21 protein-coding genes are annotated in these 20,632 nt (G+C 45.3%); 19 read left to right on the forward strand and 2 right to left on the reverse strand.

Annotation, left to right across the window (positions count from 1 at the left end):
- Positions 1-102: 102 nt before the first annotated feature.
- A complete protein-coding gene (locus tag BLT32_RS11840) occupies positions 103-1,590 on the forward strand; it encodes a VPA1262 family protein (protein ID WP_268762571.1) in 1,488 nt (495 codons plus the stop codon).
- A 299-nt stretch (positions 1,591-1,889) separates the two neighbouring features.
- On the forward strand, positions 1,890-3,569 hold the full coding sequence (locus tag BLT32_RS11845; RefSeq protein WP_053954477.1) for an FUSC family protein: 1,680 nt from the start codon (positions 1,890-1,892) through the stop codon (positions 3,567-3,569).
- On the opposite strand, the gene BLT32_RS11850 is transcribed toward BLT32_RS11845, so the two are convergent.
- Positions 3,552-3,803 (reverse strand): GIY-YIG nuclease family protein, encoded by a 252-nt coding sequence (locus tag BLT32_RS11850; RefSeq protein WP_053954478.1) that lies wholly within the window; start codon positions 3,801-3,803, stop codon positions 3,552-3,554. The genes BLT32_RS11845 and BLT32_RS11850 overlap by 18 nt on opposite strands.
- Positions 3,804-3,879: 76 nt before the next feature.
- Here BLT32_RS11850 and gloA point away from each other — a divergent pair, with 76 nt between their 5' ends.
- Positions 3,880-4,431, forward strand: coding sequence for a lactoylglutathione lyase (gloA, locus tag BLT32_RS11855; RefSeq protein ID WP_053954479.1), 552 nt, complete (start codon positions 3,880-3,882; stop codon positions 4,429-4,431).
- A 63-nt stretch (positions 4,432-4,494) separates the two neighbouring features.
- On the opposite strand, the gene BLT32_RS11860 is transcribed toward gloA, so the two are convergent.
- Positions 4,495-4,989, reverse strand: a complete 495-nt coding sequence (locus tag BLT32_RS11860; protein ID WP_053954480.1) for a protein tyrosine phosphatase family protein — start codon at positions 4,987-4,989, stop codon at positions 4,495-4,497.
- A 55-nt stretch (positions 4,990-5,044) separates the two neighbouring features.
- On the opposite strand from BLT32_RS11860, the gene BLT32_RS11865 reads away from it, so the two are divergent.
- From BLT32_RS11865 to glmS, 16 genes are all read left to right on the forward strand, one after another.
- Positions 5,045-5,494: a flavodoxin domain-containing protein gene (locus tag BLT32_RS11865; RefSeq protein WP_053954481.1), complete on the forward strand. Its 450-nt coding sequence runs from the start codon at positions 5,045-5,047 to the stop codon at positions 5,492-5,494.
- 389 nt (positions 5,495-5,883) lie between these two features.
- Entirely contained in the window at positions 5,884-7,779 is a 1,896-nt protein-coding gene (gene mnmG / locus BLT32_RS11870) for a tRNA uridine-5-carboxymethylaminomethyl(34) synthesis enzyme MnmG (protein WP_053954482.1), read from the forward strand.
- A 9-nt stretch (positions 7,780-7,788) separates the two neighbouring features.
- Entirely contained in the window at positions 7,789-8,409 is a 621-nt protein-coding gene (gene rsmG / locus BLT32_RS11875; RefSeq protein WP_053954483.1) for a 16S rRNA (guanine(527)-N(7))-methyltransferase RsmG, read from the forward strand.
- A gap of 45 nt (positions 8,410-8,454) precedes the next feature.
- On the forward strand, positions 8,455-9,249 hold the full coding sequence (locus BLT32_RS11880) for a ParA family protein (protein ID WP_053954484.1): 795 nt from the start codon (positions 8,455-8,457) through the stop codon (positions 9,247-9,249).
- Between the two features lie 18 nt (positions 9,250-9,267).
- A complete protein-coding gene (locus BLT32_RS11885) occupies positions 9,268-10,146 on the forward strand; it encodes a ParB/RepB/Spo0J family partition protein (protein ID WP_053954485.1) in 879 nt (292 codons plus the stop codon).
- Between the two features lie 169 nt (positions 10,147-10,315).
- Positions 10,316-10,702: an ATP synthase subunit I gene (locus tag BLT32_RS11890; protein WP_053954486.1), complete on the forward strand. Its 387-nt coding sequence runs from the start codon at positions 10,316-10,318 to the stop codon at positions 10,700-10,702.
- A gap of 12 nt (positions 10,703-10,714) precedes the next feature.
- Entirely contained in the window at positions 10,715-11,512 is a 798-nt protein-coding gene (atpB, locus tag BLT32_RS11895; protein WP_053954487.1) for a F0F1 ATP synthase subunit A, read from the forward strand.
- A gap of 74 nt (positions 11,513-11,586) precedes the next feature.
- Positions 11,587-11,841 carry a F0F1 ATP synthase subunit C gene (gene atpE / locus BLT32_RS11900; RefSeq protein ID WP_053954488.1) on the forward strand — a complete coding sequence of 85 codons (255 nt, stop codon included), beginning with the start codon at positions 11,587-11,589 and terminating at the stop codon, positions 11,839-11,841.
- Between the two features lie 37 nt (positions 11,842-11,878).
- Complete coding sequence (gene atpF / locus BLT32_RS11905; RefSeq protein ID WP_053954489.1) at positions 11,879-12,349, forward strand: F0F1 ATP synthase subunit B; 471 nt, start codon at positions 11,879-11,881, stop codon at positions 12,347-12,349.
- A gap of 18 nt (positions 12,350-12,367) precedes the next feature.
- Complete coding sequence (gene atpH / locus BLT32_RS11910; protein ID WP_053954490.1) at positions 12,368-12,901, forward strand: F0F1 ATP synthase subunit delta; 534 nt, start codon at positions 12,368-12,370, stop codon at positions 12,899-12,901.
- A 14-nt stretch (positions 12,902-12,915) separates the two neighbouring features.
- Positions 12,916-14,457 (forward strand): F0F1 ATP synthase subunit alpha, encoded by a 1,542-nt coding sequence (atpA, locus tag BLT32_RS11915; RefSeq protein WP_053954491.1) that lies wholly within the window; start codon positions 12,916-12,918, stop codon positions 14,455-14,457.
- 57 nt (positions 14,458-14,514) lie between these two features.
- Entirely contained in the window at positions 14,515-15,378 is an 864-nt protein-coding gene (atpG, locus tag BLT32_RS11920; protein ID WP_053954492.1) for a F0F1 ATP synthase subunit gamma, read from the forward strand.
- A 42-nt stretch (positions 15,379-15,420) separates the two neighbouring features.
- Entirely contained in the window at positions 15,421-16,806 is a 1,386-nt protein-coding gene (gene atpD / locus BLT32_RS11925) for a F0F1 ATP synthase subunit beta (protein ID WP_053954493.1), read from the forward strand.
- A gap of 17 nt (positions 16,807-16,823) precedes the next feature.
- A complete protein-coding gene (locus BLT32_RS11930) occupies positions 16,824-17,240 on the forward strand; it encodes a F0F1 ATP synthase subunit epsilon (RefSeq protein ID WP_053954494.1) in 417 nt (138 codons plus the stop codon).
- A 102-nt stretch (positions 17,241-17,342) separates the two neighbouring features.
- Positions 17,343-18,710 carry a bifunctional UDP-N-acetylglucosamine diphosphorylase/glucosamine-1-phosphate N-acetyltransferase GlmU gene (gene glmU / locus BLT32_RS11935; RefSeq protein WP_053954495.1) on the forward strand — a complete coding sequence of 456 codons (1,368 nt, stop codon included), beginning with the start codon at positions 17,343-17,345 and terminating at the stop codon, positions 18,708-18,710.
- Positions 18,711-18,713: 3 nt separating this feature from the next.
- Positions 18,714-20,546 (forward strand): glutamine--fructose-6-phosphate transaminase (isomerizing), encoded by a 1,833-nt coding sequence (glmS, locus tag BLT32_RS11940; RefSeq protein ID WP_053954496.1) that lies wholly within the window; start codon positions 18,714-18,716, stop codon positions 20,544-20,546.
- Positions 20,547-20,632 lie beyond the last annotated feature (86 nt).

Genomic DNA, 20,632 nt, shown 5'->3' on the forward strand with positions numbered 1-20,632 from the left:
ACACGCCTTGGGATGCCTGTGAGCGAAATGGTGCGCTAACCCCGAGAGGGAGAACGGGGAGTTTACCCTCAGTACTGATTTGATCAACAAGGCCCACTAAAGATACTGAATAATGAATTAGCAGGCGACATCCTATCAATATGGGCTAACGAGCCTTCATTAATAGGATTATACGGTGCACCACTGAAAGACAAGTTGATATCTCTTGAGCTATTAGAAGGGGACTCACTTAACTTGATCGATCCTCAGGGGTTCTTAGCCTGGGTAAAGAAAAAGGTCAGCTCTGAAGATTTCATGGATCAATGGGAAGTGGTTGGTGAATTTTTGGCAAACTCTAGAGCTGGTGATACAGATTTTCAAGAAATATTAAGTGAAACCTCGTTCTTAGAGAACCTCATGGGGTACCTTACTAAATCGATACAGCGCACCCATAAAGATCTGGATACTGATATAACTGTCTTAGAACCTCACCTATTTCAAAGACCAATTGAAAAGCTGCTGTGTAGCTCTTACCAGCTTCATCATATGTGTCATATGACTAAATATACAGCACTTACTTGGCCAGAATATTTTGCAATAAAACTGCTTTGGTCATATGACTCAAAATCATTGTTAGAACTGGTTGCTGAAGAATCGCCTAAAATTCCGAAAGAGCCGGATCATGCTGACATAATTAGGCTGTCATTGTTAAGCCAAATTGTTAGCGAGATCTCCCTATCCATAGAGCTGCTACCAAACTATTCCCGCACACGCACTTTATTGAATAGTTGTAACGGTTTAATTCGATGGATGGGCTTATATGCTCTAGAGCAGATGATTCATCAAACTAAAGACATCACATCAGAGCTGGGCTTGCTTTCAAGATTTGACCGCACGGAAAAGGTAAGATATTTAGGTTGGTTGGTTAACAGATCGGCAAATGATGAAAGAAAACGTGATCAATACGAGAAATTATTAGTCGCACTCAAAAACGAACTACCAGAACAGCTATCTGAAAGTGATTTGAGGCACGTAATCGATTCGATGAGAGGCCATATGCGCCAATTACCATGGACAGAACCGTGGTTGTTTCGGGATCTAGTTTTACCTCTACTTCAAAGTGAGCAAGCTGATACGGATGATGCTTGCAAAATCTGGATCGAGGAAATCGTTTCATTGATAGGCCCAGCTGAAAGCAGGAATTCAAGACTGTTCCAACTTTCACGGGAAGGGCAGATGACAAATACTTGTGCATTTATCTTCGCTCATAGTACGCCTGAGCAACAAAGAAAAGTAATTGGTATGATTCGACCCATCTTAAATAAGCAGAAAAGAGTTTTACAACAACCTCTGGCAAGTACTTCCAACTGGTCTTGCTGGAACGATGCTTTGGTAGTCTCAATGTGGATATTGGCATTCACTAGGTGGTGCCAATACTATTTAACCGAACTGAAGCAAGCTAATGTAGAATTAGATAACTTGTCAGGAGACGCATACGACCTTGCTATGTTAAGACCTATGGAAGAATGGGAATCAGAGGGGGTAGGAAAAGACAGAGAGCTCGCCTTATTTCTATCCCAAGCTGAAGATCTTATTTCGAAGTCGGAGTAACTCTACTGTCATAGGGGCGAACAACTTGGCAGTCGGTCATACCACTCAATTAGGAGTGGATATTGACAGATGCAGAATAATCGAACAGGAGATACTTTATGTTCCCAGTTTCCCACTTTTCCCGGTTCATTGATGGGGCACCGGCATTCGGATCTACGGAAACTTGCAAATATTTACACTTTTTTTCGCACATTCCAGCACTCCGAGAGTGCTCCGTAAAATTTGCAAGCTACTGTTTTTAAAAGATAATAAATATTCTGCATCGGTAAATAAATAAACCGACAAATAAGGACTCTTTTTTGAAAGACAGCTTAGCGCAATGGGGGTTTGACTACGTCCGTTTACGGTTTGGCTTTCGAACCGGCGTTGCTGCCTGTCTGTCTCTTCTTTTTGCCTGGGCGTTAGGTCTGGAACACCCTCAGTGGTCCGCTATGACTGTTTGGGCGGTATCGCAACCTACCCGTGGTCTTCTTATAGAAAAAGCCGCATACCGGGCATTAGGGACTCTGCTCGGAACCTTATTTGGTATGGTGCTGGTAGTTACCTCAGGCGGTGATATTCTTTGGTTAGTCACAGGGCTGACATTGTGGGTAACGCTGTGTGTTTACACGGGCAATCTCCTGCATGGGCTTATCTCCTACGGTACTATTTTGGCAGGCTACTCGGCCTCTATGGTGGTGCTTCTAACCCAAAGCCCGGATGCCCTTATTCCGCTGGGTATTGACCGCCTGCTGACCGTTTTCGTTGGAATTATTTGCTCTTTAATCATTGGTTTTCTATTCACTTACAAGCGTGCTGAACAAACCATCATTAACGAGTTACGTCGGCACACGGCCGCTAACCTATATGAGCTTGCTCAAGCGTTCTCAGATCCCAAAAATACCGCTATTCAACTGGATAAAAAGCTTTCAGAACTGGCTAATTTAGAGTCACAACTGTTAGACCACGGTACCGGTTCAGTCAGCGCTCACGAGTCAGCAAAAACCATTCGCCAGGTTATCAACACCCAACTTGGTTTTATCACCGAATTACAAATACAGGGCTTTGAAGAAAATAACGAAGTAAGTACCCACTTACTTGAAACTTCAAATAAAATAAAAGCGTCTGTACACCGAAAGGATATTTTAAGCTCGTTAAATAATGCCTATAAGGCAATGCAAAACGACGCAGTAAAACGTCGTTTTAAAGAGTTTATCGATGCAACCGAAGAGCGCTTATCGTTCAAAGATACGGGCAAAACCGCTAATTCAACGCTACTTTCAACGACATTACTGCACAGAGACTGGCGCGGCGCTCGTCACTCTGCCATTAGAACCTGCATAATACTGGCTATAATTGGAGCGTTATGGTGGTACACACATTGGTTTCAAATGGCTTATTTAATGCTTGGTGCATCGGTCATGTTGACGCTGTTTTCAACCGCTGATAACCCTGCCCTGACCATGAGATACGTATTTTTTGGGCAAAGCGTCGGCGCATTAACGGCTGTAATGATGCAAGCCAGTGTCTGGCAATTTAGTGACTCAGTTTTGTGGATGCTCATTGCTATTATGCCGATTATTCTTATCGGTGGTTTTCCCATGTCTCATCAAAAAACCGCCAATGGCAGTATGGATTTTAACTTAGTTTTTTTACTGCTCATGCAACCGAGCGTGCCCTATATATTCAATTTGAGCCACTCAATAACCATTGCATTAGCAGTTATATCTGCGCCACTTTTAGCAATGTTCGCTTATCGAATTATTTATCCAACCAGCTTGAAAAAGCGCTATAACCAACTGTTTGACTTACTGGAAAAGGAAATCGAAGAACTAAACCAAACATCACTTACTTTAAGCCAATACAAACGCCGCAAAGCGCGCTTTTACCATCGTATATTTAAGCTCACTCAATTGGCTGACAAGCTCGCAATAAAGGACAAAAGTCCTATTATTCAACAATTACTGGAAGGCCAGAACCGGTTAAACGCGACTGGCTAGTGCGACTTTTTCAGTACGTTTCATTCGTTTTATCGCCGCTTCTCTTTGGCAGGCAGATGAACGTGATTCATGTGGCTCGGACCAAAATAAACGAACCGGTCGACGGCTTTTCGTGTATTTCGCTGCTTTTTTATCGTCACCGTTATGCTCATCGACACGCCGTTTTAGATCCTTTGTGACGCCGGTGTAGTAAGTATTATCAGAGCATTTAAGAATATAAACGTACCACGACATGACTTGAACTCTTTGGTAATCAACCTCAGATAACAGTGTACCAAGAGAGGCATATGAGACCCAGAAGGATTCCATTATGAGCAGACATTTCGATGAAGCAAAAGGTTTATCTGAAAACCATGACCCGGCGACACATGATTTTGTGTTCAACCAAACTATGTTTCGCATTAAAGACCCAGAACGCACGTTAAAATTCTACAGCGATGTACTGGGCATGACATTAGTAAAACGCCTCGACTTTCCGGAAATGAAGTTTACGCTGTATTTTATGGCGTCTATGTCGCCGGAGGAACGCAGTGACTGGTCAACAGACCACGACAAGCGCGTTGAGCAAACCTTTGGTCGACCGGCCATGTTAGAACTGACTCACAACTGGGGCGACGAAAACGACGATTCTGTTTCGTATCACAGCGGTAATGAAGAGCCTAAAGGGTTTGGCCATATTGGCTTTGCGGTACCTGATATTGATGCCGCCTGTGAGCGTTTTGAAGAAATGGGTGTGGAATTTCAGAAGCGCCCAAACGACGGTAATATGAAAGGCATTGCCTTCATTAAAGACCCAGACGGCTACTGGATTGAGATATTTACGCCAGAGCGTCAGCCTGAGTTACTCAAAGAACATTTATAAAACAAAAAGCCAGTTCAGAGCGTTTTCACGTTTTTGAACTGGCTTTTTACCTTCTTTAACTACTTACTGAGAAAGCATACCTTTTACTTTCGCTTCTAACGATGTCATTCCATGCTCTTTACCGACAGCGATTGCGTCATCAACTGACATGCCGTCTAACCAACCTGCTCGTAATGCCATTAATGCCCCGACCCGGTTGCTTGATGCACAGTGAACCAATACATTCTTATCACTGTTTTTCAGTAATATGCGATCGACCATACGAGCATTTGCCAGCGTCACACCGTCAGCGCCGTTGACGGGAACATGGTAATACGCCATGCCATTTTTTGTCACAACAGCCGCTTCATTACTGTCCGTCATTTCTTTTTGAGACAGCAAATTAATAACCACCTCACCACCATTGTTAGCGAACTCAGACAATTGAGCGTCTGACGGCGTACCCATAACCCAAAGGTTATCAGAGACTTGTTTAGGTGACTCAATACCAGCATGAGCATTCATTGAAACTAAAACCGCACTCATAAGTACTAATACATTAACGAAAGCTTTTACCATAATTGTTCTCCTGTATGATTCGTATTTTTCTAATATAGCAAAGGTAACGCGAAATATGGCTGTTTTACATCTATTAGTTGGCACAACCTCTGGAAATACTGAATTTTTAGCCGACACAATAAGTGATGAGCTGATTGAACAGGGCTTTGAAACAGAACTTCATTACGAACCTGAACTGGAAGCCCTACCAACCTCAGAGCCTTGGTTAGTGCTGTTATCCAGTCATGGAGCCGGCGATTATGCCGACTCTATGCTCGATTTTTACGACGAAATTACGGCTCCACAAACACCGGATTTAAGCGATCTTAATTACGCAGTTATTGCCATTGGTGAGTCTTCTTATGACACCTTTTGCCAGGCAGGTCGTCACTGTGACGAACGTTTACAGGAACTTGGTGGTACCCGAATGTTAGAGCGATTAGAAATAGATATGCTGCAAGACGATCCAGAACAAAAAGCGGCACAGTGGATCCCTTCAATAACGGACGCATTAAAGGCTCTGTGATCATACCCACAGGCTTTTGCACAGACTTGTACAACTGTGATTAAGATAAGTATAAGATCAGTTAAGCACTGTCCACGAGGTGGGTATAACTGTGGGGACAATTCGATCTGTGTATAACTACCCTAGTTATCCACGATCTATGATCGGGGTTATTATCCAGTTATCTACACTTTTTGATCGCTCTGAACGCGTTGAATATAAAAGCATTCAGCGATCTATTCACAGAAAACCGCTGACTAGTAGTAATAGTAATAAAAGATCTAAATAAGATCCTTTATTGATCTTTTTTTAGATCAAAACCAGTGAACGAAATTTAACCGTTTCGATCTGAGTCAAAGCACGTTAAAATACTCGGCTATTTTTCTCTTCTTTAACGAAAGGTCATTTAAATGTCACAACAGAGCCAACAACACTTTGATGTTATTGTTGTCGGTGGAGGACACGCCGGAACGGAAGCCGCGCTTGCTGCCGCACGTTCAGGTGTTAATACCCTATTGCTTACGCACAATATTGATACTTTAGGACAAATGTCTTGTAATCCCGCTATTGGTGGCATAGGGAAAGGTCATTTAGTTAAAGAAATTGATGCTTTAGGCGGTGTTATGGCTAAAGCCGCCGACAAAGCAGGCATTCAATTTAGAACGCTGAATTCGTCAAAAGGCCCGGCAGTACGTGCAACACGTGCCCAAGCCGACAGACAGCTTTATAAACAAGCCATACGCTATGCATTAGAAACACAACCCAACCTGTCAATATTCCAGCAAGGCTGTGATGATTTGATCGTAGAAAACGATCAGGTTACCGGTGTGGTTACCCAAATGGGTCTTAAATTTACGGCTAAAACCGTTGTATTAACCGTTGGTACGTTCCTGGGTGGCCAAATTCATATTGGTTTAGATAATTACCAGGGTGGACGTGCTGGTGATCCTCCGGCGAACGCTTTAGCGAAACGCTTGCGTTCACTGCCTTTGCGAGTAGAACGACTGAAAACCGGTACACCGCCACGTATTGCCAGTCATAGCATTGATTTTTCAGTGATGCAGGAACAACCCGGTGATAATCCAACGCCGGTATTTTCCTACATGGGTTCTCAGGCAGATCATCCTGAGCAGATCCCTTGTTATATCACCCATACCAACGAAAATACGCACGATATTATTCGTTCAGGGCTCGACCGATCGCCAATGTATTCAGGAGTAATCGAGGGCGTAGGACCTCGGTACTGCCCATCGATAGAAGATAAAATTATGCGATTTGCCGACAAAGGATCGCATCAAATCTTTGTAGAACCAGAAGGGTTAAATACCTTTGAAGTTTACCCTAATGGTATTTCTACAAGCTTGCCATTTGACGTCCAACAGCAGTTGGTTCGCTCCATTAAGGGTTTTGAGAATGCGCATATTACGCGTCCGGGTTATGCCATTGAATATGACTATTTCGATCCGCGAGATCTAAAACAGTCTTTGGAAACCAAAGTTATTAATGGCCTTTTCTTTGCTGGACAAATTAATGGCACTACAGGCTACGAAGAAGCCGGAGCGCAAGGCCTTATCGCTGGTCTGAATGCAGCATTACAAGCACAAGGGAAAGAGTCCTGGTCGCCACGTCGTGATCAAGCCTACATGGGCGTATTGATAGACGATTTATCGACTCTGGGAACCCAAGAGCCGTATCGCATGTTTACGTCTCGAGCGGAATATCGTTTGTTGCTCCGTGAAGATAATGCCGATATTCGTTTAACAGAAATAGGTCGAAACCTGGGCTTAGTTGATGACGAACGCTGGGCAGCATTCAATGAAAAAATGGAAGCGGTTGAGCAGGAAAAACAACGTTTAAAAGCGACCTGGGTTCATAAAGATCATCCAGCGGTCGAGCAAATTAATGCGTTAGTGAAAAGTCCGGTTACCAAAGAAGTTAACGGTGAAGAACTGTTACGTCGCCCGGAAATTCATTACAAAGATTTAGCTAAAACAGAATTTTTCGCGCCGGGAGTAACTGATCCTGCAGCTGCTGAACAGGTAGAAATTCAAATTAAGTACGCTGGTTATATTTCTCGTCAGCAGGATGAAATTGCAAAACAGCAACGACATGAAAATACGCTGCTGCCCTCGCCGTTCGATTACGCTAAAATTAAAGGCTTATCGAACGAAGTCATTGCGAAGCTGAATGATCATCAGCCGGAAACCGTGGGTAAAGCAGCCCGTATATCAGGTATAACGCCTGCAGCAATTTCCATGTTATTGGTGCATCTTAAAAAACAAGGGTTATTGCGCAAAAGTGCTTAAGGATTGAGTGTGGAAGAGCAGTTAAAGCAGTATTTACAGCAAGCTGACATAACCCTGACAGACCAACAAGTTCAACAACAAGTCGCGCTTGTTGGTTTATTAGACAAGTGGAATAAAGCGTACAATTTAACCAGTGTCCGTAATCCGAACGATATGCTAACGCGGCATATTATGGACAGTGTGACAGTACGCCCATATTTGCACGGACAGCGCTTTATCGATGTAGGAACCGGTCCGGGTTTGCCGGGACTGCCGCTGGCTATAGCGGAGCCAGACAAAGAATTTGTATTACTGGACAGTTTGGGCAAGCGAATTCGTTTTATTCGCCAGGTTTGCCATGAACTCAAACTTGATAATGTCACGGCTGTTCAGGCCCGCGTAGAAGAATATCAGGACGAGACTCAGTTTGATGGCGTTATCAGTAGAGCCTTTGCCTCGCTTAATGATATGCTGAGTTGGTGTCAGCATTTACCGAAAAAGAACGGTAAATTTTATGCATTGAAAGGCTTATACCCTCAAGATGAGTTGGACGAGTTGACTGAGGGTTTCGAAGTCGATGATATTCAGCAAATTAACGTTCCGGGCATTGACGCGAGCCGACATATCGTCATTATAAGCAAACGGTCGTAAAACCGAGCGTCGAGTCGACGACAACAACAAGAGGTTACCAAACCCGTGGCTACAACCATTGCTATTGCAAACCAAAAAGGTGGCGTTGGAAAAACAACAACAGCGGTGAATTTAGCGGCTTCCATGGCTGCGACTCGCCGTAAAGTGCTGCTTATTGATTTAGATCCACAGGGTAATGCCACAATGGGCAGCGGCGTCGATAAGTACGACGTTGAAAACACCATTTACGAACTGCTGATAGAAGAAAAGCCGGTCAAAGACGTTGCTATCACCGACACCAACGGTAAATACCATCTTATTGCCGCTAACGCAGACGCTACTGCCGCTGAAATAAAGTTAATGGAAGTCTTTGCTCGTGAACTGCGTTTACGAAATGCATTGAAGTCCGTAGATGACAGCTACGACTTTATTTTTATCGACTGCCCGCCTTCGCTGAACATGTTGACCGTGAATGGTATGGCCGCAGCTGACTCTATTTTAGTTCCTATGCAGTGCGAATATTATGCATTGGAAGGCCTAACAGCATTGATGGAAACCATCCGTCAACTTGCTGATGTTGTGAACCCGGGGCTTGAGATTGAAGGCATACTACGAACTATGTATGACCCTCGTAACCGCCTGGCAAATGATGTGTCAGAACAGTTAAAAAATCACTTCGGTGACAAAGTGTATCGCACGGTTATCCCCCGTAATGTGCGTTTGGCCGAGGCGCCATCTTTTGGTGCACCAGCAATGTATTACGATAAGTCGTCCACGGGTTCTAAAGCCTACTTGTCATTGGCCGGTGAGCTTATTCGACGAGCAGAAACAAAAAATAACAGCGTTGTAGAAGAATCTTAACAAGGGAATTTATTCAGCATGTCGGCAAAAAAACGAGGACTGGGTCGCGGTTTAGATGCGCTTTTAACGAGTAACCAGCAAAACTCTGAGCGTCAATCATCAGAACAAGTTTCTGAAGAAGCAAAAGGCGAACTTCAAAAGCTGCCTATTGAGCAGCTGAAACCGGGCCGTTATCAACCTCGTAAAGACATGTCACCGGAAGCGCTGGAAGACCTAGCGGCGTCAGTTAAAGCGCAAGGCATTATTCAGCCGATTGTGGTGCGCCCGACCGCTAAAGACGAATATGAAATTATTGCTGGCGAACGACGCTGGCGTGCCGCGCAACTGGCGAAGCTTGATATGGTGCCTTGCTTAGTGAAAGAGGTACCCGATGAAGCCGCCGTTGCTATTGCACTAATTGAAAACATTCAGCGTGAAGATTTAAACGCTATGGAAGAAGCAACCGCATTACAGCGACTGCTCGATGAGTTCCAGATGACGCATCAAGATGTCGCACAGGCGGTTGGTAAGTCCCGTACTACTGTGACTAATTTATTGCGTCTCAATAACCTTGAAGATGGCGTTAAAGTGCTTTTAGAGCGCGGTGACATTGAACTTGGTCATGCTAAGTTATTGCTTGCTTTGCAAGGTGAGCAGCAAGCTGATGTTGCGCAGCAAATAGTAGCGAAAGATATGACTGTGCGTGACGCTGAGAAATTAGTCCGCCGTACTATTGACCCACCCAAACAACCTGAAAAACCAGAGCCCGACGCGAATATTGAACATTTAGAAACCAAGTTGTCAGAAACACTTGGGGCGAAAGTGCAAATCAATCATGGTCGAAAAGGTAAAGGTAAACTGGTTATCAACTATACAAGTCTTGATGAATTGGACGGAATACTGACTCACATCAAGTAAAAATCCGCATCTTACTGAAACGTGTAGAACTTTTGTTAAATGGCATAGAAAACAACGCCTACAGCCAAATTTGTTTGCAATTTCGGGGTAGATCTTTATACTAGCGCCAGTTTCATTACAGCTGTTTAAAAGCTGTGCAACAAGCGCCGCCAGTTAAAAGGTTTTCATCGTGACACAGGCATTAAATGCGGTAGGCAAACAACTGGCAGGAAAAATCGTTGCAACACAATTTGTGGTGTTGCTTGTTGCATCATTAGTCACGATAACAATTTTTAGCTTACAGTCAGGCCTTGGTGTTTTATCTGGTGGGCTGTCAGCGGTAATACCCAACGCTCTATTTGCAGTCATTGCGTTTCGCCATGCAGGGGCAAGAGCGAATAAAAAAGTCGTCCAGAGTTTTTTTGTGGGTGAAGGCGTAAAGTTAATTTTAACGGCAGTGCTACTCGTATTAGCGTTGCTGGTAACAAATTTTAATCCTGTGTGGTTACTGGCGGGCTTTGTTTTAACCGTCATCATGCAGTGGATTGCACCAATTTTGTATTTAAAATCAACGTAACTGGGAAACAACATGATAAGTGGAGAGCAAACTCCGACTCAGTATATCCAGCATCACCTTCAAAACTGGACGGTGGGTGACGGTTTCTGGGCGGTTAATGTCGATACTATCTTCTGGTCTGTGTTACTGGGTGTGCTGTTTCTGTGGAGTTTCCGCAGAGTAGCGAAAAAATCCTCTGCGGGGGTACCTGGTAAGTGGCAATGCTTTGTCGAAATGATTGTCGAGTTTGTCGACAACAGCGTCAAAGAATCCTTTCACGGTAAAGATAAATTGATTGCGCCTTTGGCCTTAACCATCTTCGTCTGGATATTCCTGATGAACCTGATGGATTTAATTCCGGTCGACTGGTTACCAACAGCAGCCATGTATGGCGGTTATTGGTTAGGCTTTGTGGACGATCCGCACGATGTGTACATGAAAGTGGTACCAACCACAGACTTGAACACAACTTTTGCCCTGAGTTTAAGCGTCTTTGCGCTAATCATTATCTACTCAATTAAGTACAAAGGTGTGAAAGGCTTTGCCAAAGAAATGACGTTCACACCATTTAACCACTGGGCGTTAATCCCGGTAAACTTTGTACTGGAAAGTATCACGTTATTGGCAAAACCAGCGTCACTGGCGCTACGTTTGTTCGGTAACCTTTATGCGGGTGAGTTAATCTTCATTCTTATTGCAATGATTGGTTTTTGGCAGCTACCAGCGCACTTTGCCTGGGCGGTATTCCACATTCTGGTCATTACATTGCAAGCGTTTATTTTCATGATGCTGACTATTGTTTACTTAAGCATGGCATCATCTGAACACTAAGTTTTAATACGTTTTAACCAAAAAGTTTTTGTTTTACTTTTTAACTTTAATCTACTGAAAAACTGGAGAAATCAATGGAAACTGTAGTTGCTTTTACTGCTATCGCTGTATCAATCATGATCGGTCTTGCTGCACTAGGTACAGCACTTGGCTTCGGTATGCTGGGTGGTAAATTCCTGGAAGCTGCTGCTCGTCAACCTGAACTAGCGCCTCAGCTGCAAGTTAAAATGTTCATCGTAGCGGGTCTTATCGATGCTATCGCGATGATCGGTGTTGCGGTTGCATTGCTATTCACTTTCGCAAACCCGTTCTTAACTCAGTTAGGCTAAGCGCGATTCGACGGTCACCAGATAAAGGAGGTCCGTTGTGGATATCAACGCAACTCTAATTGGACAAACGATCGCGTTCATCGTGTTCGTGTGGTTCTGCATGAAATTCGTGTGGCCACCGATCATCAATGCTATCGAAGAGCGTCAGAAGAAAATTGCTGACGGTCTAAATGCGGGCGAACGCGCTCAAAAAGATTTAGAAAAAGCCCAGGAAGAAATTGCTGAGCAGCTAAAAGAAGCGAAACAGCAGGCAGCTGAAATCGTTGAACAGGCGAAAAAGCGTGGCGCTAAAATCGTTGAGGAAGAAACTCAACGTGGTCACGAAGAACGTGAAAAAATCGTTGCGTCTGGTCACGAAGAAGTGACTGCTGAGCGTAATCGCGCTCGCGAAGAGCTGCGTAAGCAAGTTGCTGTTCTTGCAGTAACTGGGGCTCAGAAAATCATCGAGCGTGAAATTGATAAAGACGCTCACAGTGACATTGTTGAAAAACTGGTCGCTGAACTTTAATAAAGGGGTTTAGAGCTTATGTCAGAATTGACTACGGTCGCTCGCCCCTACGCTAAAGCAGCTTTTGATTTTGCTTTGGAACAAGGAGCGCTTGATAAATGGGACGAAATGCTCTCTTTTGCTGCCTCGGTAGCACAAGATGACATTATCGCGTCTTTCTTGAGCAGCTCTGCGACTGTTGGGAAAACCACGGAAGTATTTTTAGGTGTTTGCGGCGATGAAATCGACGAAAACGTTAAAAACTTCCTGAAGGTTATGGCGGAAAACGAACGTTTACCGGCACTTCCGGCGGTTAGTGAGCTTTATCAGGCGTTTCGTGCAGAATATGACAAAGAAGTCACTGTCGATGTCAAATCAGCCACTCGTTTGCTCAAAGCGCAGCAAACAGAGTTAAGCAAAGCACTGGAAAAACGTCTGCAACGCAAAATTAAGCTGAACTGCAGTGTTGATAAGTCCATCATTGGTGGACTGGTAATTGAAGCAGGTGACACCGTTATCGATGGCACCTTGCGTGGCAAGCTCGATAGACTTGCCACCGCACTGCAATCCTAATTGGGGACTTGAGCATGCAATTGAATTCAAATGAAATCGCAGAACTGATCAAACAGCGAATTGAGAAGTTCGAAGTCACCAGCGAAGCTCGCAACGAAGGTACCATCATGTCTGTTCAAGACGGTATTATTCGTGTTCACGGACTTGCAGACTGTCTGCAAGGTGAAATGATTGAGCTACCTGGTAATCGTTACGCTATCGCATTGAACCTTGAACGTGATTCGGTTGGTGCGGTTGTTATGGGCCCGTATGCAGATTTGCAAGAAGGCACCAAAGTAAAATCTACCGGTCGTATCCTGGAAGTTCCGGTTGGCGATAAACTGCTAGGTCGTGTGGTTAACACGCTAGGCCAGCCTATCGATGGTAAAGGCCCTATCGAAGCAGACGGCTATGAGCCGGTTGAGAAAATCGCACCGGGTGTTATCGAACGTCAATCTGTTGATCAGCCAGTGCAAACTGGTTACAAATCAATTGACTCGATGATTCCAGTTGGTCGTGGTCAGCGTGAGCTTATCATCGGTGACCGCCAAACCGGTAAAACTGCATTAGCCGTTGACGCTATCATTAACCAGAAAAATTCTGGTATTAAGTGTGTTTACGTTGCTATCGGTCAGAAAAACTCCACTATTTCTGCAGTTGTTCGTAAGTTGGAAGAGCACGGCGCAATGGAAAACACCATTGTAGTTGCGGCTTCTGCTTCTGAATCAGCAGCACTGCAATACTTGGCAGCCTACTCAGGTTGTACAATGGGTGAGTTCTTCCGTGATCGCGGCGAAGACGCTCTTATCGTATACGATGATCTGTCTAAGCAAGCTGTTGCTTATCGTCAGATTTCATTGTTGCTGCGTCGTCCACCAGGTCGTGAAGCATTCCCGGGTGATGTTTTCTATCTTCACTCTCGTTTGCTTGAGCGTGCTGCGCGTGTAAACGCCGACTACGTTGAAAAACACACCGATGGTAAAGTGAAAGGTCAAACCGGTTCATTGACTGCGTTACCTATCATTGAAACCCAAGCGGGTGACGTTTCTGCGTTCGTACCAACTAACGTAATCTCAATCACCGATGGTCAGATTTTCTTAGAAACTGACTTATTTAACTCAGGTATTCGTCCTGCAGTTAACGCGGGTGTTTCAGTTTCTCGTGTAGGTGGTTCAGCACAGACCAAAATCATCAAGAAACTGGGCGGCGGTATCCGTCTTGCTCTTGCTCAGTACCGTGAATTGGCGGCTTTCGCTCAGTTCGCATCTGACCTTGATGAGTCTACTCGCGAGCAGTTGGAACACGGTCAACGTGTTACCGAACTGATGAAACAGAAACAGTACAAGCCAATGAGCGTTGCTCAAATGGCTGTATCAATTTACGCCGTTGAAAAAGGCTTCCTGAAAGACGTTGCTGTCGACAAAATCATGGATTTTGAAGAGTCTCTGCAATCTTTCATGGCGAGTGAATACGCCGACCTAATGGCTGAGATTGATAAAACTGGCAACTATAACGACGACATCGACGCCCAGTTGAAAGCGGCGCTTGAGAAATTCAAGCAAACGCAATCGTGGTAATCGAACGTGGCCGCCCTATTCGCGGCCATTTGTCGTTGAGTTAACAGGAGAATCGTCATGGCCAGCGGTAAAGAGATAAAAACTCAGATCTCGAGTATCGGTAATACTCAGAAGATCACCAGCGCTATGGAAATGGTGGCTGCGTCTAAGATGAAAAAGGCGCAGGAACGTATGGAAGCAAGTCGCCCATACGCTGAAACCATTCGCAAGGTGATTGGTCATGTGGCACGCGGTAATCTGGAGTATCGTCATCCATTTATGGAAGAGCGCCAGGTAAAACGCGTGGGTTATATTGTGATTTCTACCGACCGTGGTTTGTGTGGCGGCTTGAACGGTAATGAGTTCAAAAAAGTCGTTAAGCACGCAAATGAGTGGAAAGAGCAAGGTGTAGAAGCTGATTTTGCTGCGATAGGCAGTAAAGGAACTGGATTCTTTAAGCGCTTTGGTAAATTGCAGGCGCAAGTATCAGGCATGGGTGAAAAACCTGAGCTGAAAGAAATTACCGGTTCTATCCAAGTCATGTTGGATGCCTACGAAGAAGGCAAAATCGATCGCTTGTACGTTGTATTCAACAAGTTTGTGAATACGATGACCCAAGAGCCGACCATTCATCAATTGTTGCCATTGCCGCAAACAGGTTCGGAAGATGATGTACAAACAGGCAGCTGGGACTACCTGTATGAACCGAATCCTGAAAGTATCTTAGATACGCTTATTCGCCGCTTTGTAGAAATGCAGGTGTACCAAGGCGTCGTAGATAACTTTGCAAGCGAGCAAGCCGCACGGATGATTGCGATGAAAGCCGCAACCGACAACGCCGAAGATCTTATCGATCAGCTGCAATTGCAGTACAACAAGGCGCGTCAGGCAGCAATTACGCAAGAAATTTCGGAAATCGTATCCGGCGCCGAAGCGGTATAACGCGGCAACGGTAAAAAGAATTGAAGAGTTAGAGGAAACGTCATGAGTCAAGGTAAGGTCGTACAAATTATCGGCGCCGTTGTGGATTTAGAATTTCCACAAGACGCTGTACCAAAAGTATACGACGCACTGAAAGTGACCGACGGTGGTTTAGAAGGTCTGATTCTGGAAGTTCAGCAACAGCTGGGCGGCGGAATTGTACGTGCCATCGCAATGGGTACAACTGACGGTTTGCGTCGTGGTATCACCGCTGAGAACACCGGTGAGCCAATCATGGTTCCAGTAGGTAAGAAAACTCTGGGCCGTATTATGGACGTATTGGGTAACCCAATCGATGAAGCGGGTCCTATCGGTGAAGAAGAGCGTATGTCTATTCACCGCGCAGCACCAACTTATGAAGACCAGTCAAACACTAACGAACTGTTAGAGACGGGTATCAAAGTTATCGACCTGATTTGCCCATTCGCTAAGGGTGGTAAAGTCGGTCTGTTCGGTGGTGCTGGTGTTGGTAAAACCGTTAACATGATGGAGCTTATCCGTAACATCGCTATCGAGCACAGCGGCTACTCAGTATTCGCAGGTGTTGGTGAGCGTACTCGTGAAGGTAACGACTTCTATCACGAGATGAACGATTCAAACGTTCTGGATAAAGTATCACTGGTTTATGGTCAGATGAACGAGCCACCGGGTAACCGTTTACGTGTTGCTCTGACTGGTTTGACTATCGCAGAGAAATTCCGTGACGAAGGTCGCGACGTACTATTCTTCGTCGATAACATCTACCGTTACACACTGGCAGGTACCGAGGTATCAGCACTATTAGGCCGTATGCCTTCAGCGGTTGGTTATCAGCCTACACTTGCTGAAGAAATGGGTGTTCTTCAGGAACGTATCACCTCAACTAAGACGGGTTCAATCACGTCTGTTCAGGCCGTTTACGTACCTGCGGATGACTTAACGGATCCATCTCCTGCAACAACCTTCGCTCACTTGGATGCGACTGTTGTATTGAACCGTGACATTGCGTCATTGGGTATCTACCCTGCGGTTGACCCGTTGGATTCAACGTCACGTCAGTTGGACCCTCAGGTTATCGGTGACGAGCACTACAACACGGCAATGGGTGTTCAGGAAGTACTTCAGCGTTATAAAGAGCTGAAAGACATCATTGCTATCTTGGGTATGGACGAATTGTCAGAAGAAGACAAGCGTACTGTTGCCCGCGCTCGTAAAATTCAGCGTTTCTTGTCTCAGCCGTTCTTCGTAGCCGAAGTATTTACCGGAGCTCCTGGTAAATATGTATCGCTGAAAGACACGATTGCTGGCTTTAAAGGTATTCTTGAAGGCGAATACGATGATCTGCCAGAACAAGCTTTCTACATGGTAGGTACCATCGAAGAAGCGGTTCAGAAAGCCAAAAACCTGTAACCAATCTGGAGGTTTAAATGGCCACACAGACATTAACTCTGGACGTTGTTAGCGCTGAAGAAAAGCTTTTCTCCGGCGCTGTACAAACGGTTCAGGTTTCTGGTAGCGAAGGTGAGCTGGGTATTTACCCGGGTCACGCACCTCTACTGACAAAAATTAAGCCAGGTATGGTGCGTTATGTCAGTGAAGCAGGTGATGAAGAGCTTATGTATGTCGCTGGCGGTGTTTTAGAAGTTCAACCGGGTCACGTCATTGTACTAGCTGACGTAGCAGTACGTGGTGACGAACTGGACGAACAAGCCGCAGAAGCTGCGAAAAAACGTGCAGAAGAAGCTATTGCCGATTCAGGTGCCGATGTCACCTACGCAGAAGCAATTGCTGAATTGTCACGTGCGCTGGCTCAGCTTGAGGTTATTCGTAAGCTTAGACGCTAAAAGTTTGTATATAACCTGTAAAAGGCCTTGTTGTGAGTACAACAAGGCCTTTTTTGTCGTTACAATGCGGGTTATGAACGTTTTATTAAGGATTCGATGACTATGAAGTTACGCGTTGTGATTCTGGCGGCTGGTAAAGGAACCAGAATGCGCTCAGACTTGCCTAAAGTGCTGCATAAAGTAGCGAATAAGCCAATGGTAGAGCATGTAATAGACACGGCTCGGTCGTTAAAGCCTGAAGCAATAAACCTAATATACGGCCATGGTGGTGAGCAGCTACAGAACACAATTCAGGGAGATGACTTAACCTGGGTTGAGCAACGCGAACAACTGGGCACGGGACACGCAGTTCAGCAAGTCATCCCTTACTTAAAAGATGATGAAAAAGTCGTTATTTTGTACGGTGATGTGCCGCTATTAACCGAATCGACCTTAATTAAGCTTTTAACGGCCACCCAGACGACAGAGTTAGGCCTTCTAACCATGACTCTCGACGACCCTAACGGTTACGGTCGTATCGTCAGAAATACGGATAAACAAGTGACCGGCATTGTCGAGCAAAAAGATGCAAATGCCGAGCAACTCGCTATTCAGGAAGTGAACACCGGCATTATGATTGCCGATGGTGTTGAGCTTAAAGCGTGGCTAGAGAACTTGAGTAACGACAATGCCCAGAAAGAATATTATCTGACTGACATTGTTGCTATGGCCGCTGAACAAGGCGTGACAATTGCTACTGCGCAACCCGATGCGACCTATGAAGTTGAAGGAGCGAATAACCGTCAACAATTAGCGCAGCTGGAGCGTGCGTTTCAACGTCGTCAGGCTGACGAATTAATGACACAGGGCGTTACCCTAATTGACCCGGCTCGTTTTGATTGTCGCGGTAAACTTACTGTCGGTAACGACGTCACTTTCGATATCAATGTGGTTATTGAAGGTGATGTCACTATAGGTAATAACGTGACAGTAGAGCCTAACTGTGTGATTAAAGACGCAATCATTGGCGACAACACGGTGATTCGTGCTAATTCACACATAGAAGGCGCGGCGGTAGCGAACAATTGTAAAGTTGGCCCGTTTGCTCGCTTGCGCCCAGGCGCGGAACTTGCCGATGAAGCGCAGGTCGGAAACTTTGTCGAAATGAAAAAAAGTCGCTTAGGTAAAGGCTCCAAAGCAAGTCATTTAACCTACCTGGGTGACGCTCAAGTTGGCGAGTACGCCAATATAGGTGCCGGAACCATTACCTGTAACTACGACGGTGTTAATAAATTCCTGACGGAAATAGGTGACGGTGCGTTTATTGGCTCTAACAGCTCGTTGGTTGCGCCAGTAAAAATAGGTAACAATGCAACCGTTGGGGCCGGCTCGGTAGTGACCCGGGAAGTGGCCGATGAAGAACTTGCGGTAGCGCGTGGAAAACAGCGTAATATCAGTGGCTGGCAGCGCCCTCAGAAAAAAGGAAGTTAAGTTATGTGCGGTATAGTAGGTGCAACATCAGAACGCCGTGTCGCCGGTATTTTGTTGGAAGGTCTTAAACGTCTTGAATACAGAGGCTATGACTCAGCAGGCGTTGCTGTCATTGATGCCAATAACGAATTAAAGAGTGTTAGACGAACCGGTAAAGTCCAGGAACTGAAAGATGCGATAGCACAGAATCCACTAGACGGCACTATAGGCATTGCGCACACACGCTGGGCAACACACGGTGGTGTAACGGAAGCAAACGCCCACCCTCACCGCTCTGAAGATGAAATTGCTGTAGTGCATAACGGCATTATTGAAAATCATGAACGCCTGCGAGAAGAGCTTAAAGCTGAAGGTTATGTTTTTAACTCGCAGACTGACACCGAAGTAATCGCTCACTTAATTCACCATGAGCGCAAAACCAAGGGCGACTTATTAGATGCGGTTAAGTCAGCTGTTCGGCAGTTAGAAGGCGCTTATGGCACTGTCGTTATGGATACTAAGCACCCTGAGCGCTTGGTCGTTGCGCGCTCGGGCAGCCCATTGGTCATTGGCGTTGGCATTGGTGAAAACTTTGTCGCCTCTGATCAGTTGGCCTTATTACCGGTTACCCGCCAGTTTATTTACCTGGAAGAAGGCGATGTCGCAGATATCAACCGCACAGATATTGCCATTTACGATACAGAAGGCAATTCAGTAGAACGCGAAGTGGTCGAGTCTGATGTCAGCTATGACGCCGGTGGTAAAGGCCAGTACCGCCATTTCATGTTGAAAGAAATTTATGAACAGCCAATAGCGGTTCGTAATACACTGGAAGGCCGTTTGTCGGAAACCACCGTGTTGGATAACGCCTTTGGTGAGAACGCAGCGGAAATTCTGAAGGATATTGAACATGTCCAAATTGTCGCTTGTGGCACCAGTTATCATGCCGGTATGGTTGCCCGCTACTGGCTGGAATCTATGGCCAATGTGTCATGCAATATCGAAATTGCCTCAGAGTTCCGTTATCGCAAGTCCTATGTCCATCCGAATAGCTTATTAGTCACCATTTCTCAAAGTGGTGAAACGGCGGATACGTTGGCGGCACTGCGTTTGTCGAAAGAACTCGGCTATAAAGGCAGCCTCACCATTTGCAACGTAGGCTCTTCGTCTATGGTGCGCGAGTCGGACCTGGCCTTTTTGACGCGCGCCGGTGCTGAAATTGGTGTGGCGTCGACTAAGGCTTTCACAACCCAGCTTACTGGTCTATTAATGCTGACCTTAGGTATTGGTAAATACCGAGGTATGCCAGAGCAACAGCAAGAAGCAGTTGTTCATGCACTGCAAGCCTTACCAACCAAGCTGGAAGAAGCGGTGGCATTAGCCGATGAAATTGAAGAGCTGGCTCAGGACTTTGCGAATAAAGACCATAGCTTATTCCTTGGTCGAGGTAATCAATACCCGATAGCAATGGAAGGCGCGCTGAAACTCAAAGAAATTTCGTACATTCATGCTGAAGCTTACGCCGCTGGTGAGTTAAAGCACGGTCCACTGGCACTTATTGACGAAGAAATGCCAGTTATTGTCGTGGCACCAAACAACGACTTACTGGAAAAGCTGAAATCGAACGTTGAAGAAGTGCGTGCTCGCGGCGGTTTGATGTACGTTTTTGCCGACAAAAATGCTCACTTCAAGAGTGATGACACAATGAACGTACTGAACGTTTGTCATTGCGATGAAGTGATAGCTCCTATTGTCTACACCGTTCCTTTGCAGCTGCTGTCTTACTACGTAGCCCTGATAAAAGGTACGGATGTGGATCAGCCGAGGAACTTAGCTAAGTCAGTTACTGTTGAGTAAGATATTGATTTTTAAGACTGTATCTTGTCGGCGTACATTAAAGTTCTTAATAAACATTAAAGATCTTAAATGAGACATTAAAGTTG

It is taken from the genome of Idiomarina zobellii, from assembly GCF_900100855.1.
Classification (GTDB): domain Bacteria; phylum Pseudomonadota; class Gammaproteobacteria; order Enterobacterales; family Alteromonadaceae; genus Idiomarina; species Idiomarina zobellii.

Bases quoted from the DNA above. Each gene is read 5' to 3' on its own strand.
- BLT32_RS11850 (WP_053954478.1), bottom strand. From the start codon at position 3,803: ATGTCGTGGTACGTTTATATTCTTAAATGCTCTGATAATACTTACTAC.
- gloA (WP_053954479.1), top strand. From the start codon at position 3,880: ATGAGCAGACATTTCGATGAAGCAAAAGGTTTATCTGAAAACCATGAC.
- BLT32_RS11860 (WP_053954480.1), bottom strand. From the start codon at position 4,989: ATGGTAAAAGCTTTCGTTAATGTATTAGTACTTATGAGTGCGGTTTTA.
- BLT32_RS11865 (WP_053954481.1), top strand. From the start codon at position 5,045: ATGGCTGTTTTACATCTATTAGTTGGCACAACCTCTGGAAATACTGAA.
- mnmG (WP_053954482.1), top strand. From the start codon at position 5,884: ATGTCACAACAGAGCCAACAACACTTTGATGTTATTGTTGTCGGTGGA.
- BLT32_RS11885 (WP_053954485.1), top strand. From the start codon at position 9,268: ATGTCGGCAAAAAAACGAGGACTGGGTCGCGGTTTAGATGCGCTTTTA.
- atpB (WP_053954487.1), top strand. From the start codon at position 10,715: ATGATAAGTGGAGAGCAAACTCCGACTCAGTATATCCAGCATCACCTT.
- atpE (WP_053954488.1), top strand. From the start codon at position 11,587: ATGGAAACTGTAGTTGCTTTTACTGCTATCGCTGTATCAATCATGATC.
- atpH (WP_053954490.1), top strand. From the start codon at position 12,368: ATGTCAGAATTGACTACGGTCGCTCGCCCCTACGCTAAAGCAGCTTTT.
- atpA (WP_053954491.1), top strand. From the start codon at position 12,916: ATGCAATTGAATTCAAATGAAATCGCAGAACTGATCAAACAGCGAATT.
- atpG (WP_053954492.1), top strand. From the start codon at position 14,515: ATGGCCAGCGGTAAAGAGATAAAAACTCAGATCTCGAGTATCGGTAAT.
- atpD (WP_053954493.1), top strand. From the start codon at position 15,421: ATGAGTCAAGGTAAGGTCGTACAAATTATCGGCGCCGTTGTGGATTTA.
- BLT32_RS11930 (WP_053954494.1), top strand. From the start codon at position 16,824: ATGGCCACACAGACATTAACTCTGGACGTTGTTAGCGCTGAAGAAAAG.
- glmU (WP_053954495.1), top strand. From the start codon at position 17,343: ATGAAGTTACGCGTTGTGATTCTGGCGGCTGGTAAAGGAACCAGAATG.
- glmS (WP_053954496.1), top strand. From the start codon at position 18,714: ATGTGCGGTATAGTAGGTGCAACATCAGAACGCCGTGTCGCCGGTATT.